Source organism: Massilia sp. P1_C10, assembly GCF_056406475.1.
In genome coordinates this window covers 310,174-327,210 of the sequence record NZ_JBFUAC010000002.1, presented here as the reverse complement: position 1 = coordinate 327,210, position 17,037 = coordinate 310,174, and the positions used below count along the sequence as shown (strand labels likewise).

Annotated in this window: 18 protein-coding genes; 14 read left to right on the top strand and 4 right to left on the bottom strand. The window is 67.3% G+C overall.

Annotation, left to right across the window (positions count from 1 at the left end):
- The first annotated feature begins 2 nt into the window (after positions 1-2).
- From AC1D02_RS05685 to AC1D02_RS05635, 11 genes are all read left to right on the top strand, one after another.
- Positions 3-692 (top strand): hypothetical protein, encoded by a 690-nt coding sequence (locus tag AC1D02_RS05685; RefSeq protein ID WP_477314601.1) that lies wholly within the window; start codon positions 3-5, stop codon positions 690-692.
- 13 nt (positions 693-705) lie between these two features.
- Complete coding sequence (ispD, locus tag AC1D02_RS05680) at positions 706-1,395, top strand: 2-C-methyl-D-erythritol 4-phosphate cytidylyltransferase (protein WP_477314599.1); 690 nt, start codon at positions 706-708, stop codon at positions 1,393-1,395.
- 15 nt (positions 1,396-1,410) lie between these two features.
- Positions 1,411-1,926 (top strand): 2-C-methyl-D-erythritol 2,4-cyclodiphosphate synthase, encoded by a 516-nt coding sequence (ispF, locus tag AC1D02_RS05675; protein ID WP_477314597.1) that lies wholly within the window; start codon positions 1,411-1,413, stop codon positions 1,924-1,926.
- Positions 1,927-2,039: 113 nt separating this feature from the next.
- Positions 2,040-4,022, top strand: a complete 1,983-nt coding sequence (locus AC1D02_RS05670) for an alpha/beta hydrolase family protein (RefSeq protein ID WP_477314595.1) — start codon at positions 2,040-2,042, stop codon at positions 4,020-4,022.
- 122 nt (positions 4,023-4,144) lie between these two features.
- Positions 4,145-4,609, top strand: a complete 465-nt coding sequence (locus AC1D02_RS05665) for a MarR family winged helix-turn-helix transcriptional regulator (protein ID WP_477314593.1) — start codon at positions 4,145-4,147, stop codon at positions 4,607-4,609.
- Positions 4,593-5,837: an MFS transporter gene (locus AC1D02_RS05660; RefSeq protein WP_477314591.1), complete on the top strand. Its 1,245-nt coding sequence runs from the start codon at positions 4,593-4,595 to the stop codon at positions 5,835-5,837. The genes AC1D02_RS05665 and AC1D02_RS05660 overlap by 17 nt, the downstream gene beginning before the upstream one ends.
- A gap of 3 nt (positions 5,838-5,840) precedes the next feature.
- On the top strand, positions 5,841-6,143 hold the full coding sequence (locus AC1D02_RS05655; RefSeq protein ID WP_477314589.1) for a hypothetical protein: 303 nt from the start codon (positions 5,841-5,843) through the stop codon (positions 6,141-6,143).
- A 77-nt stretch (positions 6,144-6,220) separates the two neighbouring features.
- Positions 6,221-6,772, top strand: coding sequence for an NADPH-dependent FMN reductase (locus AC1D02_RS05650; RefSeq protein WP_477314587.1), 552 nt, complete (start codon positions 6,221-6,223; stop codon positions 6,770-6,772).
- 1 nt (position 6,773) lies between these two features.
- Positions 6,774-7,190 (top strand): VOC family protein, encoded by a 417-nt coding sequence (locus AC1D02_RS05645; RefSeq protein ID WP_477314585.1) that lies wholly within the window; start codon positions 6,774-6,776, stop codon positions 7,188-7,190.
- The gene (locus AC1D02_RS05640) at positions 7,187-8,065 is read left to right on the top strand and encodes an ion transporter (protein WP_477314583.1); all 879 of its coding nucleotides are present in this window, start codon (positions 7,187-7,189) and stop codon (positions 8,063-8,065) included. Before AC1D02_RS05645 ends, AC1D02_RS05640 begins: the two co-directional genes overlap by 4 nt.
- A 93-nt stretch (positions 8,066-8,158) precedes the next feature.
- Positions 8,159-8,737: a phasin family protein gene (locus AC1D02_RS05635; protein ID WP_477314581.1), complete on the top strand. Its 579-nt coding sequence runs from the start codon at positions 8,159-8,161 to the stop codon at positions 8,735-8,737.
- A gap of 49 nt (positions 8,738-8,786) precedes the next feature.
- Here the strand turns inward: AC1D02_RS05635 and AC1D02_RS05630 are convergent, their stop codons facing one another.
- From AC1D02_RS05630 to AC1D02_RS05615, 4 genes are all read right to left on the bottom strand, one after another.
- Complete coding sequence (locus AC1D02_RS05630; protein ID WP_477314579.1) at positions 8,787-9,767, bottom strand: FHA domain-containing protein; 981 nt, start codon at positions 9,765-9,767, stop codon at positions 8,787-8,789.
- On the bottom strand, positions 9,764-11,146 hold the full coding sequence (locus AC1D02_RS05625) for a S1 family peptidase (protein ID WP_477314577.1): 1,383 nt from the start codon (positions 11,144-11,146) through the stop codon (positions 9,764-9,766). Before AC1D02_RS05625 ends, AC1D02_RS05630 begins: the two co-directional genes overlap by 4 nt.
- 82 nt (positions 11,147-11,228) lie before the next feature.
- Positions 11,229-11,873, bottom strand: coding sequence for a GTP cyclohydrolase II (gene ribA, locus AC1D02_RS05620; protein ID WP_477314575.1), 645 nt, complete (start codon positions 11,871-11,873; stop codon positions 11,229-11,231).
- 117 nt (positions 11,874-11,990) lie between these two features.
- Entirely contained in the window at positions 11,991-12,692 is a 702-nt protein-coding gene (locus AC1D02_RS05615) for a pirin family protein (protein ID WP_477314573.1), read from the bottom strand.
- 130 nt (positions 12,693-12,822) lie between these two features.
- On the opposite strand from AC1D02_RS05615, the gene AC1D02_RS05610 reads away from it, so the two are divergent.
- From AC1D02_RS05610 to AC1D02_RS05600, 3 genes are all read left to right on the top strand, one after another.
- Complete coding sequence (locus tag AC1D02_RS05610; RefSeq protein WP_477314571.1) at positions 12,823-13,758, top strand: LysR family transcriptional regulator; 936 nt, start codon at positions 12,823-12,825, stop codon at positions 13,756-13,758.
- Between the two features lie 93 nt (positions 13,759-13,851).
- A complete protein-coding gene (locus AC1D02_RS05605; protein WP_477314569.1) occupies positions 13,852-14,832 on the top strand; it encodes an EAL and HDOD domain-containing protein in 981 nt (326 codons plus the stop codon).
- Complete coding sequence (locus AC1D02_RS05600) at positions 14,825-16,963, top strand: putative bifunctional diguanylate cyclase/phosphodiesterase (protein ID WP_477314567.1); 2,139 nt, start codon at positions 14,825-14,827, stop codon at positions 16,961-16,963. The genes AC1D02_RS05605 and AC1D02_RS05600 overlap by 8 nt, the downstream gene beginning before the upstream one ends.
- The last annotated feature ends 74 nt before the right edge of the window (positions 16,964-17,037 follow it).

The window sequence follows — 17,037 nt, the reverse complement described above, 5'->3', positions numbered from 1 at the left end:
CGATGAACCGGCTGTTGGCGGCGGCAGCGCTGCTGGCTTGGGCCGGCGCCTTGGCGGCGCAGCCTGCCTCGTTCGAGGCGCGTTGCGAAAGCGGCATCGGCGCCAGCGCCGCGCACCTGTCCGCCAGCGACCAGGGTTACACGATCAACAATACTGTGTCCTATCAGCGCCTGACCGGCATGCGCCCGTCGGCGGCGGGACGCAGCTACGTGCTCGGCCTGACCCGCGCCGAGTCGCGCGTGTCGATCCAGCTCGACGCCAGATTGCTGGCCGATCCGCAGAGCGGGCGCGAGTGCATCGCGCCGCAAATCGGCGTCAGGCTGTCCTACATTCCGATCACGATCTACGTCGGCCGCGAATTTCGGCCCGGATCGTGCGCGTATCAGGAAATTCTTGCTCATGAGATGCGCCATCTCAATGCCTACCTGAACCATTTGTCGAAAGTGGAATCAGTGGTGCGCGCGGCGTTGGACCAACGTTTCGCGGCGCGCCCGGTGTACGCGAAGATCGGCCAGGCAAAGGCGATGCTGGCGCGCGAAATCGACAGCGAATGGATGCCGTACATTAAAAACGAACTGGACCGGGTTGAGCAATTGCAAACGGAAATCGACTCGCCACAGGAGTACGCCCGCCTGAGCAGAGTTTGCAAAGGTGAGGTACAGTTCCTTATCAAGCAGCCGCACCAACACTGACGAAGCACAGCATATGAACCAGCAGGCACCACGTTACTTTGCCTTGATCCCGGCGGCCGGCGTCGGCGCCCGGATGGCTGCGGGCGGACCCAAGCAGTACCTGTCGATCGGCGGCAAGCCGATGCTGCGCCACACCATCGACGCCTTCCTCTCCAGCGAGCGCATCAGCCACACTTTCGTCGTGGTCAGCGCGGAGGACGGCCAGATCGACCGGGTCGCGCCGCGCAACGGCGTGTCGGTGCTGCGCTGCGGCGGCGCCACCCGCATGGAGTCGATCCGCAACGGCCTGGCCGCGATGGCCGGCATGCTGCATGAAGACGACTGGATCCTGGTGCACGACGCCGCGCGGCCCGGCCTGAACGACGCGCTGATCGACAAGCTGATCGTCGAAGTCGGCGCCCACCCGGTCGGCGGACTGCTCGCGCTGCCGGTGGTCGACACCGTCAAGCGCGCCGAAGGCGGCCAGGTCGCCACGATTTCCCGCGCCGGCCTGTGGCTGGCGCAGACACCCCAAATGTTCCGCTTCCGACTGCTGCGCGACGCACTCGATGCCGCCAGCGACGCCGCCGCCATCACCGACGACGCCAGCGCGGTCGAAGCCATGGGCCACGCGCCCATGCTGGTCGAAGGACATCCCCGTAATTTAAAAGTGACGCTGCCGCGCGACATCGAGATCGCCGAAATGTACCTGGCCGCGCCTTAACCTGAGCGAACTGACATGTCTCTAGCATCCTACAATCCCGCCCCTCCGTTCCGCATCGGCACCGGCTACGACTGCCACGCGCTGGTCGAAGGCCGCAAACTGGTCGTCGGCGGCGTCACGATCCCGCACCGCCTCGGCCTGTTCGGCCATTCGGACGCCGACGTGCTGCTGCACGCGATCATCGACTCGATGCTGGGGGCCGCGGCGCTGGGCGACATCGGCAAGCACTTCCCGGACACCGATCCGATGTTCGCCGGCGCCGACTCGCGCACCTTGCTGCGCGAAGTGGCGCACCGCGTGGTGGCCACCGGCTACACGATCGGCAACATCGACGCGACCATCATCGCGCAGGCGCCGAAGATGGCGCCGCACATCGGCCAGATGGTCTCGCGCATCGCCGAGGACATCGGCGTGTCGCCGCAGCAGGTCAACATTAAGGCCAAGACCAACGAGAAGCTGGGCTACCTGGGGCGCGAGGAGGGCATGGCGGCCGAAGCGATCTGCATGCTGATCAAGGCGCCGGCCGCGTAGGGCCGCGGTGCCGGGGTCGGGTCCCGCCGGCCTGACCCCATTGTGACTATTCGATAGATTCGGCGCCGGCGCTTTCAGTATGATGGCGGTTTCCGTTCATCCGAAAGCGCCCCATGTTCCTCAAGAAGTTCGCGTCGCTCGCCAGCACCGCTGCGATGCTGCTGGTCTGCGCCGCCAATGCGGCCGACGTTCCCGTTACTGGCCAGATTCCCGTCGCCACCTTCTTCGCCAAGTCCCACTTTTCGGGCGCCTTGCTCTCGCCCGACGGCGCCAACGTCGCGCTGATGCTGCGCGGCCCCGACGGCAACACGGTTCTGGCGACCAAGCCGACGTCCGGCGGTGCGGCGCGCCAGATCGCGTCGATCCGCGGCATGGACATTGGCGATGTCCACTGGGTCAACAACCACCGCCTGGTGTACTCCGCGGTCAGGATCGACGACGGCGACGAGCGCAAGCTGGCGGTGGGCCCCGGCCTGCACGCGATCGACATCGACGGCAGCAAGCCGGTGCACCTGGTGGCGCACGACTGGTCCGGCGGGGCGCGCGGCAAGGCGCTGCCGCCCAACACCAGATTCCTCAGTTCGGTCCACGACGACAAGTCCAGCGACGTCTACGTGGTGCGTCACGAAGCATTCAAGGAAGACTTCGAAGGCTACGCGCTGTTCCGCTTGAATACCGAGACCTCCAACATGGTGCGCGTCGATGCGCCGGAAAACAGTTTCGGCGTGCTGATCGACGGCGGCGGCGTGCCGCGCATCGCAAGCACGCGGGCCGCGGGCGTGACCACGATTCACTACAACGATCCAAAAACCGGCAAGTGGCGCAAGCTCGCCCAGTTCGACCCCGTGGAATTGAGTGGCTTCACGCCGGCGCTGGTGACGCGTTCCGGCCAGCTGTACGTGCTGGCGTATAACGGCCGCGACACCCAGGGCCTGTACCGCTATGACGTCGATGCCGGCAAGATGGATCCGGAGCCGGTGGTCGGCCTGAAGAACTACGATTTCAATGGCGCGCTGGTGCTGGCGCCCGACCGCGAGACGGTGCTTGGACTGCGCTACGAGACCAGCGAACCGATCACCACCTGGGTCGACGACGGCATGAAGGAGCTGCAGAACAAGGTCGATGCGCTGCTGCCGGCGACCATCAACCGCATCGAACCGGCGCGCGACGTCGCCGCCGATGCGGTTCTGGTGGGGTCTTTTTCCGACACCGAGCCGGGGTACTGGCACCTGTATCATCGTTCTACCGGCAAGCTGACGCGCCTCGGCGCCGCGCTGCCCGGCATCAACCCGCTTGCGATGGCGTCCAAGTCGATGGTGCGCTACAAGGCGGCCGATGGCCTCGAGATTCCGGCCTACCTGACATTGCCGAAAGGGGCCAGCGGCAAGAACCTGCCGATGGTGGTGCTGGTGCACGGTGGCCCTTGGGCGCGCGGGGGCCACATCGCGTGGAACCGCGAGGTGCAATTCCTGGCCTCGCGCGGCTACGCCGTGCTGCAGCCTGAGTTCCGCGGCAGCACCGGCTTCGGCCGGAAGCACTTCGAATCGAGCTGGAAGCAATGGGGCCAGGCGATGCAGGAAGATGTCGCGCAGGGCGCGCGCTGGGCGATCAGCCAGGGCATCGCCGATCCGAAGCGGATCTGCATCGCTGGCGCCAGCTATGGCGGTTACGCCACCCTGATGGGACTGGTGAAGCATCCTGACCTGTTCCGCTGCGGCGTCGACTGGGTCGGCGTCACCGACATCAACCTGCTGTACAACCTGCGTTTCACGAATACCTCGCAGGACGCCAAGCTGTACGGCCTGCCGCGCATGATCGGCGACCAGGACAAGGACGCGGCCATGCTGAAGGCGAACTCGCCGCTGGAAAACGCAGCGCGCATCACGCAGCCATTGCTGATGGCGTACGGCGTCAAGGACCGCACCGTTCCTATCGCGCACGGCAAAAAGTTTTACGAAGCGGTGAAGAAAACCAATCCTCGCGTGGAGTGGATCGAGTATCCGGAAGAAGGGCACGGCTGGTACTACGAGCGCGACCAGATCGACTTCTGGACCCGCGTGGAGAAATTCCTGGCCGAAAATATCGGCAAGAACTGACGCCGGCGACCGAAGCGGGGTCAGGTCCGCCGGACCTGACACCTGGGTTTGGTCCGCGGCTAAAGCATGAAGCGTGTATATGCACTATAATCGGGTCACCGATATGTGCACCTACACCCTTTATGGCTGACCTGATCGAAAACCCGCTCGGCTGCACCTGCTTCAAGCTGCGCAAGCTGACCCGCGCCATGTCGCGCGTGTACGACCACCACATGGCCGGCGTCGGCCTGAAGACCACCCAGTACTCGGTGCTGAAGAACGTCGGCCAGGAGGCGCTGCCGGTGGCCGAGCTGGCCGACCGCCTCGGCATCGAGCGCACGACCATGACGCGCAACCTCAAGCCGCTGATCGAAGCCGGCTGGATCACGCTGGAGGCGGGCGCGGACAGCCGCCAGCGCATCGTCACCATCACCGCGGCCGGCCGCGCCAAGGTCAAACAGGCCTACGGCGCCTGGCGCAGAGCCCAGACCGAATTCGAAACGCTGATCGGCGCCGCCAACGTGCGAGCGCTGCACGCGCAGCTCGACACCACGCTCATCCAACTCACGCCTTTGATCGAGGACCTCCATCATGCCAACCCAGACTGAAATGACGCCGCGCGCCGCATGGCTGCTGATCCTCGCCGCCTCGGCGATCCTGATGATCACGATGGGCGCGCGCCTGACCACGGGCCTGTTCATGTCGCCGATTAATACGTCGACCGGCCTTGGCATCGCCTCGATCAGCTTCGCGCTGGCGGTCGGCCAGTTCATGTGGGGCGCCGCCCAGCCGGTGTTCGGCGCGGTGGCCGACAAGTGGGGCTCGGCGAAAGTCGTCATCCTCGGCGCGCTGATGCTGGCCGCCGGCCTGGCGCTCACGCCCTTGGTCAGCTCGCAGTGGGGCCTGATGTTCACGATGGGTTTCCTCAGCGCCGCCGGCGCGGGCGCGGGCAGCTTCTCGATCCTGATTGGCGCCACCGCGCAGCGCCTGCCGCCGGAGCGCCGTCCGTTCGCGGCCGGCTTCATCAACGCCGGCGGCTCGTTCGGCCAGTTCGTGTTCGCCCCGCTGATGCAGGCGATCATCAGCAGCGCCGGCTGGATCGCCGCGATGCTGACCATGGCCGCGACGACTTTGCTGACGATTCCGCTGGCGTGGCCGCTGCGCCGCAACGCCGGCGTCAAGCCGGGCGCTGCGCCCAAGCCGGCGGAGCAGGGCGGCATCACGCTCGGCCAGCAGGTGAAGGTGGCGCTGAAGGATCCGAGCTACCTGTGCCTGCACGCGGGCTTCTTCACCTGCGGCTTCCACATCGCCTTCCTCGTCACCCACCTGCCGGGCGAAGTCGCGCTGTGCAACCTGTCGGCCGGCGTGTCGGCCACCGCGCTCGGCCTGATCGGGCTTTTCAACATCGCCGGCAGCCTGACCGCGGGCGCCTTGTCGACGCGTTACCGCATGAAGTCCCTGCTGGCCCTGATGTACGGCAGCCGCGCGGTCATCATCGTGATCTACCTGCTGGCGCCGAAGACGCCGCTGACCTTCTACGTGTTCGCCGCCGCGCTGGGTTTCACCTGGCTGGCCACGGTGCCGCCGACCGCGGGCCTGGTGGGCAAGCTGTTCGGCATGCGCTACCTGTCCATGCTGTTCGGCCTCACTTTGCTGTCGCACCAGGTCGGCGGCTTCCTCGGCGCCTGGCTGGGCGGGCTGTCGTTCGTGACGTTCGGCGACTACACCTGGATGTGGTACGCCGACATCGTGCTGGCGCTCGGCGCCGCGCTGGTCAACCTGCCGATCCGCGAAGCGCACGTGGTGCGCGCGCCGGCCGCTGCCGCGAAGGCCTGAGCGATGGCGCGCGACACCTGGGCCTATCGCGAAGTGGCCGTCGAATCGGTGGTGGATCCGCGCACCGGGCGGCTGTCGATCCGGCCGATGGCGGGGCAGGCCTTCGCGCCGACCCTGCCGGTGCGTTGTTCGCGGGCGTTGACGGAGCAGTACCCGGCCGGCACGCGCTTCCTGCTGTCGGCCAAGCTGACGGACCGTCTCGGCGGCCCGCAGTTTTTGTATGCCTACCATGGCGATCCGGTGACGGTGCTGAGCAAGGCGGCGGCGGGCAAATTCCTGGCCGCGTTCCGGCGCGGACGTATCTAGCCTTGCGTGCGCGCTGATCGGTGAAAAGATGCAAAAATAGTCACTTGTATCTACTCACCAACATCGAAGGAAACGTCATGGCCTCACGGAAAATCGCCGTCATCGTCGGCAGCCTGCGCAAGGAATCGTTCAACCGCAAAGTCGCCAAGACGCTGATGCTGCTGGCGCCGCCGCAGCTGGACATGACCATCGTCGAGATCGGCCAGCTGCCGATGTACAACCAGGACGACGACGATGCGCCTCCGGCCACCTACACCGAGTTCCGCGACAAGATCAAGACCTTCGACGGGGTGCTGTTCGTCACGCCCGAGTACAACCGCTCGGTGCCGGGCTGCCTGAAAAACGCCATCGACGTCGGCTCGCGTCCCTACGGCCAGAGCGCCTGGAACGGCAAGCCGGCCGGCGTGGTCAGCGTCTCGCCGGGCGCCATCTCCGGTTTCGGCGCCAACCACCACCTGCGCCAGTCGCTGGTGTTCCTCAACATGCCGGCGATGCAGCAGCCCGAAGCCTACCTGGGCGGCATCAGCAAGCATTTCGACGGCGAAAAGCTGACCGACGAGTCGACCGAGAAGTTCCTCAAGACCTTCATCGACGCCTTCGCCACCTGGGTCGAACGCCACGCCGACTGACATGGCCATCGCGATCCGCGAGATCGACCACATCGTCCTGCGCGTGATACAGCTGGACGCGATGATACGTTTCTACTGCGATGTGCTGGGCTGCCGTATCGAAAGACGCCAGGACGAGATCGGCCTGGTGCAGCTGCGCGCCGGCAATGCGCTGGTCGACCTGGTGCCGGTCGACGGCAAGCTGGGCAGGATGGGCGGCGCCGCGCCGGGGCCGGAAGGGCGCAACCTCGATCACGTCTGCTTTCGCGTCGAGCCGTTCGACGCCGCCGCGATCGGCGCCCACCTGGCCGCGCATGGCGTCGAGGCCGGGCCGGTCGAATCGCGCTACGGCGCCGAGGGCGAGGGGCCGTCGATCTACCTGCATGACCCCGAGGGCAATACGGTCGAACTGAAGGGCCCGCCGGCCGCGCGGCCATGAGCGATCCCGTCACGCCCTTGCCCGAGCAGGAGGCGGCCGCGCAGTTCGGCAAGCCGCCGGCCGGCTGGCGCCGGCGCCTGTACAACGTCATCTTCGAGGCCGACACGCGGGCCGGGCGCAACTTCGACATCGCGCTGGTGATCGCCATCCTGATCAGCATCGTGGTCGTCGTCCTCGACAGCGTGCCGCGCATCCATTCGGTCCACAGCGGCACGATGGACGCGCTGGAGTGGGGCATCACCTTCCTGTTCACCGCCGAATACATCGCGCGCCTGGCCACCGTGCGCCATCCGCTGCGCTACGCCACCAGCTTTTTCGGCATCATCGACCTGCTGTCGGTGCTGCCGACCTACTGCTCGCTGTTCGTGCCGGAAGCGGCGGTCCTGCTCGACATCCGCATCCTGCGCCTGCTGCGCGTGTTCCGCATTTTCAAGCTGACCCTCTACATCGACGAATACACCATGCTGGGCGGCGCGCTGCGCGCCAGCGGCCGCAAGATCCTGGTGTTCCTGTCGGTGGTGCTGATGGCGGTGCTGATTCTCGGCACCGTGATGTACGTGGTCGAAGGGCCCAGGCACGGCTACACCAGCATCCCGGTGGCGATGTACTGGGCGACGGTGACGATGACCACGGTCGGCTACGGCGACATCACGCCGCAGACGGGGCTGGGCAAGTTGATCGCCTCGTTCATGATGCTGCTCGGCTGGGGCATCCTCGCGGTACCCACCGGCATCGTCACCGCCGAAATGACCTCGCTGCGGCTCGGGCGCGGGCGCGGCGCGCGCAGCTGTCCCGGCTGCGACGCCGGCGGCCACGAGCCGACGGCCCGTTTCTGCAGGGATTGCGGCGCCGAACTGCCCGCGCCAAAGCGTTGACCGCAAGCCCGGCACGTTTGATCTGCCGCAAACCCGGGCTGGCGGCGTGCCCTAGTCTTGTACCTCCCATTCCACCACAAGAGGGCCATAACCATGTATCCATTCGCGCCATCCGTCACGCCCGCCGTCCGCACCCATTTGGACGCCCAAATTTCCTTTGCCAACGACGTGAGCAAGTCCCTGTTCCGCTCGTTCCAGCAATTATGCGACCTCAACATCCAGCTGGCGCAGACGCTGCTGGAAGAGAGCACGCTGGCCGGCCACCAGGCCATCACCCATGAGCGCCCGACCGAGGCGCTGTCGGCCGCCAGCACGCGCGCCCAGCCGGCCGCCGACAAGTTGCGCGCCTACCAGCAGCATATTTCGCAGGTCGCCGCCGACGCCCAGGTCGACCTGGCGCGCGTGACCGAGCAGCACGTGCAGGAAACCAGCCGCACCGCGCGCGCGCTGGCCGATGAAGTGCAGAAAGCGGCGTCCGAAGAAACCGAGCGCGGCATCCGCACGCAGCAGGAAACCATCCGAAGCTTCACGGACCCGTTCAAGAATATCGGCGTGGGGATGCGTGGCAACGGCGATGCCCACCAGATGGGAGGAACGGATACCTTCCAGCAGGCGGCGGCGCAGGCGGCGCAGGCTGCGAAATCGGGCGGCGGGCCGCGCAAGGACGCGTAGGCCGGTAATAAGAGGGGGTCAGGTCCGCGGGACCAGACCCCTTGTTTGCTCAGTCGTCGTCATCGTCGACGACGACGTTGTCCTTGACCTTCTTCATGCGCTCGGCGTCGAGCTTCGCCTTCATGTCGCCGACCTTGCCCATGAATTCGTCGACCTTGTGGTCGCGCGCGACCTTGATCGACGGCGGCATCAGCACCGACATGTACAGCTCCGATCCTGTGCGGCCGGTGCGCTGTTCGTTGCTGATTAAAGTCAGGCCCGAACCCAGCGCCCCCAGCACCAGGCAGGTGATGGCGAAGCGCCGCCGGCCATTCGGCTTGACGGTGGACAGGTGGAAGTACAGCATCGCCGCCGCCAGCGCGATGACCAGGTGAGTGCCATAGCGCGTCAGCCACTCCCACGAGAACGCGTAGGCCAGCGTGCTCAGGGTCAGCTGGATCGCCACCAGCGCGGCCAGCGCGGCGCCGAGGATGAACAGGTGCCGTCCGAGCCGCGCGTGGCGCCCGAACAGGCGGTTGGCGAAGGCCCATCCGCCGGCCCAGACCAGGCCCGCGCCGATGCCGAACGCCAGCGCCTGCAGGTAGCGGATCAGCTGGAACGACTGGGTGTCGTTCAGCCACACGCTGAACAGCGCGACCACGCCGATCAGGAACAGTCCGACCAGGCCCGGCATGCCGCCTTCCCACGCGTGCATCGTGCGGTCGACCTGCTCGGCCGGGACGGGGAAGTCGGCGGGGCGCACGCGCAGCGTGGTGTGTCCGAGGCGCACGATCGTGTTGCCGGTCATGACCAGCCGCGACATGCGCTTGCCCAGGTGGACCACGCCGTTTTTGGTGTCCAGGTCGCGCAGCACCATGCGGCCTTCCTGGTCCGCTTCGACGATCGCGTGGCGCGCGGCGCAGTGGGCGTCGTCAACGATGAAGTCGTTGTCGTAGCCGCGCCCGATGCGGATCGGCAGCGCATCGACGCGGTGCCGGTGCAGCACGTCGCCGTTGCGCGCCAGGGTCTCGACGAAGTAGGGCGCGCTCATTGCCTCGCTCCGCGTCCCAGCGACTCGAGGAAAGCGCGCGTGGTGCGCATGCCGTTTTCGAACGAGACGCCGGAGACGTCGATGCGGCTTTGCAGGCTGGCCTTCGGGTCGTCGTTGGTGGCGGTCATCAGGGTGAAGTTGTACAGTCCCGCGAATTTGCGGTAGGCGCGCACGCAGGTCACGGCGCGCAGCGGCACTGTTTTGGTCGCGACGAATTGTTCGGTGCAGGAAGGCCCGGTCATGCGCGTGTCCTTTGCGCGTCCCAGGTTGTCGACCTTGAACAGGGTGCTGGCCAATACCGCGAAGCGGATCTTGTCGAGGCTCGCCGAATGCACGTACTGGTGGCTCATCGCCACGTGGCCGGTCTGCTGCGACTCGGAGACGAAGATCGCCGACTCCATCTGGCAGCTGATGGTGTCGGCGGTGAAGGTCGCCTCGGCCTTCACGTTCGAGCGTCCCCAGCACCGCACCTGTTCGCTCTCGCGCACCGGCACCTGGTACGGCCCCATCGACTTGAGCGACAGCGGCTGCTCGAGCAGCTTGTCGATCATCGCCTTCTGGTGCGCCAGCAGCTGCTGGCCGATCAGCGGGTTGAAGTCCTTCGGCGGCGCCGTTTGCGCGGCGACCTTCTTGAGCAGTTCCTGGGCGTAGCGCACCGGGACCAGGAAGCTCACCAGCTCACCGTCGCGCCGCTTCGACACGTTCACGCCGGCGACCTCGCCGGACTCGGTCACGCTCGGGCCACCGCTCATGCCCGAGTTGATCGGGCCGGTGAACATCAGCTGGTCGTAGAAGCTGCGCGTGACGACGCCGTTGTACGAGCCTTCGGAAATCGCGAACCCGAGGTCGAGCGGATTGCCGAGCGAGTAGAGGTACTGGCCCTGGGTCAGCCTGGCCAGCTTTTCCGGCACGTTGAAAAAACCGGTGCCGTTGCGGGTCACGCGCACCACGGCGAGGTCGTGCAGCACGTCGACGGCCAGCAGTTCGACCGGGCCGCGCTTGCCGTCGGTGTCGACGTATTCGCCGGTGTAGACGTCGGGGTCGAGCGCCATCTGCGAGACGACGTGATAATTGGTCAGCACCAGGTTGCTGGTGCCGACCAGGAAGCCGGAACCGACGGTCGACTGGCTGCGGCCGTTCTTGAGCAGCATGCGGATCTGCAGCAGGTCGCCCTTGGCGGCGGAGTAGACTTTTTGCGCGGCCGAGGAGGGCGGCGGCAGTGCCGCGTTTTCGGCTTCAGGCGCCGGCGGCGTCGCGGCCGGAGGAATCGCGGGCGCCGGCACGGCGGGCGGCTGGACCGGCGGCGGCTTGGGGGCGGCGCCGGCGCCGGCGCCCAGGATCAGGCAGCAAAACAGTGCGGCAGGCGGTACAAATTTCATGCATTCCTTCGGTGACAAGATGCTCTTGCCACCAGCATAACTTATTTGCCGCCGCGCGTGGGGGAATGGGACTTGGAGGTAGTTACAGCTCGCCGTCTTCGGCGACCGCTTCGGCCAGCGGCGTCATCATGTGACCCAGCTTGGCTTCCTTGGTATTGAGGTAGCTGTTGTTGAAGGCGTTGCGGTTGACCAGCAGCGGCACGCGCTCGGACACGCGCACGCCCAGCTTTTCCATGGCGTCGATCTTGCGCGGATTGTTGGTCATCAGGCGCAGCGTCTTGACGCCGAACTGCGCCAGCATCGGCTGGCACAGCTCGTAGTTGCGGGCGTCGGCGTGAAAGCCCAGCTGCAGGTTGGCCTCGACGGTGTCGGCGCCGGCTTCCTGCAGGCGGTAGGCGCGGATCTTGTTGACCAGGCCGATGCCGCGCCCTTCCTGGCGCAGGTACAGCAGGATGCCGCGGCCTTCGTCGGCGATCTTGCGCAGCGCCCCTTCGAGCTGGGCGCCGCAATCGCAGCGCTGCGAAAACAGCACGTCGCCGGTCAGGCACTCCGAATGCACCCGCGCCAGCACCGGCGCGCCGTCGCCGATGTCGCCCAGCGTCATGGCAAGGTGCTCCTTGCCGGTCGCGTGTTCGACGAAGGCGTGCAGCGTGAACTGCGCCCACGGCGTCGGCAGGGCGCACGAGGTGGCGTAGTCGAGCAGGTGATCGTTGGGTGTGGCGGGCATGGCGGTATCTCTGAATCTATTTCTGTAGCCGCAAGTGTAGCGGAAATCGGCCCTTCCCGTAGCCGGACCCTTCCCACCACCGGGGCCAGACCAGCTGGTCTGACCCCTTTGGAGGAATTAATAGGGGAGGTCGAATACCAGCACTTCGGCGTCCGTTGCCTGCGCCAGTTCAATCGCCGCTTCGCCCGTCAGCTTGAGCGCGTCGCCGCCGCTCAGCGCCGTGCCGTTGACGGTGACGTCGCCGCGGATCACGTGGACGTAGCCGGTGCGCCCCGGCGCCAGCGGGTGGCGCGCCTGGTCGCCGCCGCCGAGGATCGCCGCGAAGATCGCCGCGTCCTGGTGGATCAGCACCGAGCCGTCGCGCCCGTCGTTCGAGGCGACCAGGCGCAGCTTGCCCTGCTTGGTCTCCGGGGCGAAGTGTTTCTCTTCGTAGCTGGGCGCGATGCCGCGCACCTTCGGCTCGATCCAGATCTGCAGGAAGTGCACGGGTTCGGTCCGCGAGCCGTTGAACTCGCTGTGGCGCACGCCGCTGCCGGCGCTCATGCGCTGCACGTCGCCGTAATGCAGCACCGATCCCGTGCCCATGCTGTCCTTGTGCTCGAGGGCGCCGTCCAGCACGTAGGAGATGATCTCCATGTCGCGGTGGCCGTGGTTGCCGAAGCCCTGGCCGGGCGCGACGCGGTCCTCGTTGATCACCAGCAGCGGCCCGAAGCCGGTGTGCTCAGGATCGCGGTAGTCGGCGAACGAGAAGGTGTGCTTCGAATGCAGCCAGCCATGGTTGGCGTCGCCCCGATCGTCGCTTTTTCTTACTTGCAGCATGACTTGCTCCATTTCTTGTCAGGTTACGTGCGATAATTTCGATTAACCATCGCCTCAATGAAACCAGTATATTCCTGTGACGCCGTTTCTAAAAACGGAATGTTTTGAATCCTATGATCGAAAAAATCGAATGCTGAAACTCTCGCTGGAAGCGTTGCAGATCGTCGATGCGATCGACCGCCGCGGCTCCTTCGCCAAGGCCGGCCAGGAGCTGCACAAGGTGCCGTCGACGATTTCGTACACGGTCGCCAAGCTGGAGGAGGACCTCGGCCTGCGCGTGTTCGAGCGCAACGGCCCGCGCATCCTGCTCACGCCGGCCGGTCGCGAGCTGCTCAAGCAGGGCCGCTACCTGCTGAAGGCGGCGCTCGACCTCGAGCAGCGCGTCCAGCGCGTCGCGTCGGGCTGGGAGACCGAGCTGGCGATCGGCATGGATTCGATGTTCTCGGCGCTCGCGCTGCGCGACGACATCGCCGCGTTCTACGAGGTCGCCCGCAGCACGCGCCTGCGCCTGGTGCAGGAAACCTTGTCCGGCCCGTGGGAGGCGCTGCTCGACCGCCGCGTCGACCTGCTGGTCGGCGTGGCAGGCGAAGGCCCGGCCGGCGGCGGCTACGTCGCGCGCCCGATCGGCGAGATGCGCTTCGTGTTCGCGGTGGCGCCACGCCATCCGCTGGCGGCCCATCCCGGTCCGCTCGGTCGCGCCGAGCTGCAGGAGCAGCGCGCCATCGTGGTCGGCGACAGCGCCCGTAACATGGTGGCGCGCACCGTCGGCCTGCTGCTCGGGCAGGATGCGCTGACCGTGCCGACCATGCAGCTGAAATTCGACTTCCAGCTGGCCGGCCTGGGCTTCGGCTTCCTGCCCGAGCCGTGCGCGCGCGCCGCCATCGCGCGCGGCCTGCTGGTCGAAAAGCAGGTCGAGGAGGCGCGCGCGCCGGAAACCTTTTATGTAGCGTGGCGCAGCGGCGACGACGGCGCGGCGCTGCGCTGGTGGCGCGAACGTATGCTGCGCGCCGGCCTGTTCGGCCGCCTGTGCGCGGCGCTGCCCGGGGCAAATCCTTCCGAGGTGTAACAATCGGTCCACACCGGCAGGCGAAAAGTTGGTAGAAATCAACACTTCCGAGGTAATATGGTTGCCGATAGTCACCAATATTCACCTTAGCAAATGAACACCATTCCTGTTCCACTGGTCTTTTTCCGGGTGCTGGCCGACCGCAGCGGCAAGCCGGCCGGCCTGCTGGCCGACGCCGGCATGGGCGACGCCACAGCCTTGCTGCCGCTGTTCGGCGCCGAGCAGTTCGAGGCGCTGTCGAACGGCTTGGCCTGCTTCTTCCGGCCGCAGATCGCCGCCGGCGCGGCGAGCGCCCTGCAGGACGCGGGCTGGAAGGAAATGCCCGCCGGCGCCCTGTGCCGCGCCGACGACCGGCTCGACCCCGACTATCTGCCGCCTGCCGCCAAATGGGTCGATGGCGACTGGTGCATGGCGCCGCCGCCCAAGGCCAGCGGCGCCCAGAGCGCGTCGCGCGCCACCGCGCTGCAAATGGTGCAGCTGGTCTCGGCCGACGCCGACACCCACGAAATCGAAGCGCTGATGCGGCGCGATCCGACGCTGTCGTATAACCTGCTGCGGCTGGTGAATTCGCTCGGCGTCGGCAGCGGCCGCCGCATCACCAGCTTCTCGCAGGCGCTGCTGATGCTGGGACGCCAGCAACTGCGCCGCTGGCTCAACCTGATGCTGTTCGCGGCGCGCCAGAACGACGTGCGCTCGGCCATGCTGCTGGCCCGCGTGGCGCTGCGCGCCCGCGCGCTCGAGCTGCTGGCCAGGTCGCGCGGCCTGGACAAGCACACCCAGGAGCAGGGCTTCATGGCCGGCATGTTCTCGCTGCTCGGCGTGCTGTTCGGGATGCCGCTGACCGAAGTGCTGGCGCCGCTGGCGCTGGGCGACGCGGTGCACGCGGCGCTGCTGCGGCGCGAGGGCGAATTGGGCGCGCTGCTGTTGCTGTTCGAGCGCGCCGAACGGGGCGACCTCGAAGGCGTCGCCGCCGAACTCGATGCGTTGCAGATTCCGCGCGAGGAGTTCAACCAGGCGATGCTCGACGCCGCCGGCTGGATGCAGGGCGCGCTGCGCGAGAGCCAGGGTGGCTGACGACGCGCTCGACCGCTGCCTGCGGCTGGCGCGCGCCGCGCGTTCGCTGCAAGGCGCCGCGCTCGACGCCGCGCTGGCCGAACTCGATGCGGCGCTGGCCGCGGCCGGCGCCCGTTCTCCCGCCGAGCCCGAGCCCGAGGCGCCGGCGCTGACGCTCGACCTGGCCGGCTACGTGACCGGCTGGAACAGCGGCGCCGAGGCGCTGTTCGGCTACGCGCGCGAAGAAGCGCTCGGCCGGCACGCGCTGTTCCTCGACGCCGACGACGGCGACGAGCTGGCCGACTGGTTCGCCGAGCAGGGCAGCGCGCCGGTCGATGTCCTGCGCCGCAAGAAAAACGGCGACATCGTGCGCCTGTCGATGGCGCTGTCGATGATCCACGACGACGCGGGCGACCCGGCCGGCGTGATGGTGCGGCTGGCGCCCGCCGCCGGCGCCCTTGCCGAGCAGGACAGGATCGCACTGCATTCGCGCATCATCGAAGACAGCGACCAGGGCGTGCTGATCGCCGACGCCGCGCAGCGCATCGTCTCGGTCAACGCCGCCTTCACGCGCCTTACCGGCTACTCGCAGGCCGAGGCGGTAGGCCAGGGCCCCGAGCTGCTGCGCTCCGGCGTGCACGACGCCGACCTGGACGCCAAGGTGCGCGCCGCGATGGAAGGCCATGGCCCTTGGCGCGGCGAAATCGTCGGCAAGCACAAGAACGGCGAGCTGCTCCCGCAGACGGTGACGATCGGCGCGGTGCGCGACGCGGCCGGCGCCATCACCCACACCTTCTCGCTGTTTTCCGACCTGGCCGTGCACAAGGACGCCGAAGCGCGCATGCAGCGCCTGGCCAATTACGACACCCTGACCGGCCTGCCTAACCGCAGCCTGTTCAACCACCTGGTCGACCAGATGCTCAGCGAGGCGCGCCGCGCCAGCCAGTACGGCGCGCTGCTGGTGATCGAAGTCGACCGGGTCGCCGCCTACCGCGAGTCGCTCGGCGCCGACGTCGCCGACGAGGTGGTGCGCGAGATCGGGCGCCGCTTCCGCGCTGTGCTGCGCGACGCCGACATCCTTGCCCGCATCGACACTGCCAAGTTCGCGGTGGCGCTGCCGAAAATCGAAAAGCGCGAGCACGCCGGCATCGTCGCCCAGAAGCTGCTGGCGACGCTGGCGCAGCCGGTCGGCGCGGGCGCCCACAGCCTGCGCGTGGGCGCCCACATCGGCGTCGCCGTCTACCTCGAGGACAGCACCGACACCGCCTCGCTGATCCGCTACGCCGACGTCGCGATGGCCAAGGTGGAGGCGGGCGCGGACGAGCGCTTCCTGTTCTACAGCGAAGAGATGGACCAGCGCGCCAAGGACCACCTGCGGCTCGAGACCGAGCTGCGCGCGGCGCTGTCCGGTGGCCAGCTCGAGCTGCACTACCAGCCGAAGGTCAGCCTGCGCAGCGGCCGCATGGTCGGCGCGGAGGCGCTGATCCGCTGGCGCCATCCTGAGCGCGGCATGGTGTCGCCGGCCGAATTCATCCCGCTGGCCGAAGAGACCGGCCTGATCTTCGAGATCGGCGCATGGGTAATGGACGAAGCCTGCCGCCAGATTCGCGCGTGGAAGGACGCGGGCCTGGCGATGCCGCCGGTGGCGATCAACCTGTCGGCGCGCCAGTTCGACCGGCGCCTGCCGGGGCGCGTCGCCGCGGTGCTCGACCTGCACGGCGTGCTGCCCGAGCAGATCATGCTGGAGATTACCGAGAGCCTGCTGGTGGGCGGCAGCGACAGCGTGATCGCCATCATGAACGAGCTGGTGGCGATGGGACTGGCGCTGGCGCTGGACGACTTCGGCACCGGCTATTCGAGCCTGGCCTATCTGAAGAAATTCCCGATCAGCACACTGAAAATCGACCGCTCCTTCGTGGTCGGGCTGCCGGAAGAGGAGAACGACTGCGCCATCGCGCGGGCGATCGTGACGATGGCGCAGCAGCTGCGCCAGGAGATCGTGGCGGAGGGCGTCGAGACGCCGGAGCAGATGGCGTTCCTGCGCGACCTGGGCTGCGACCAGCTGCAGGGCTGGCTGTTCAGTGCGGCGGTGACGGGCGGCGAGTTCGCGCGCATGCAGCAGAGCGGCCAGCGCCTCCAGGTTGGGCGCTGACACTGGCAAGCTCCCGCGGCGGCGACAAACCCGGGGACTAGGCGTCCCCGTCGCTCCGCCGGACCTGACCCCCC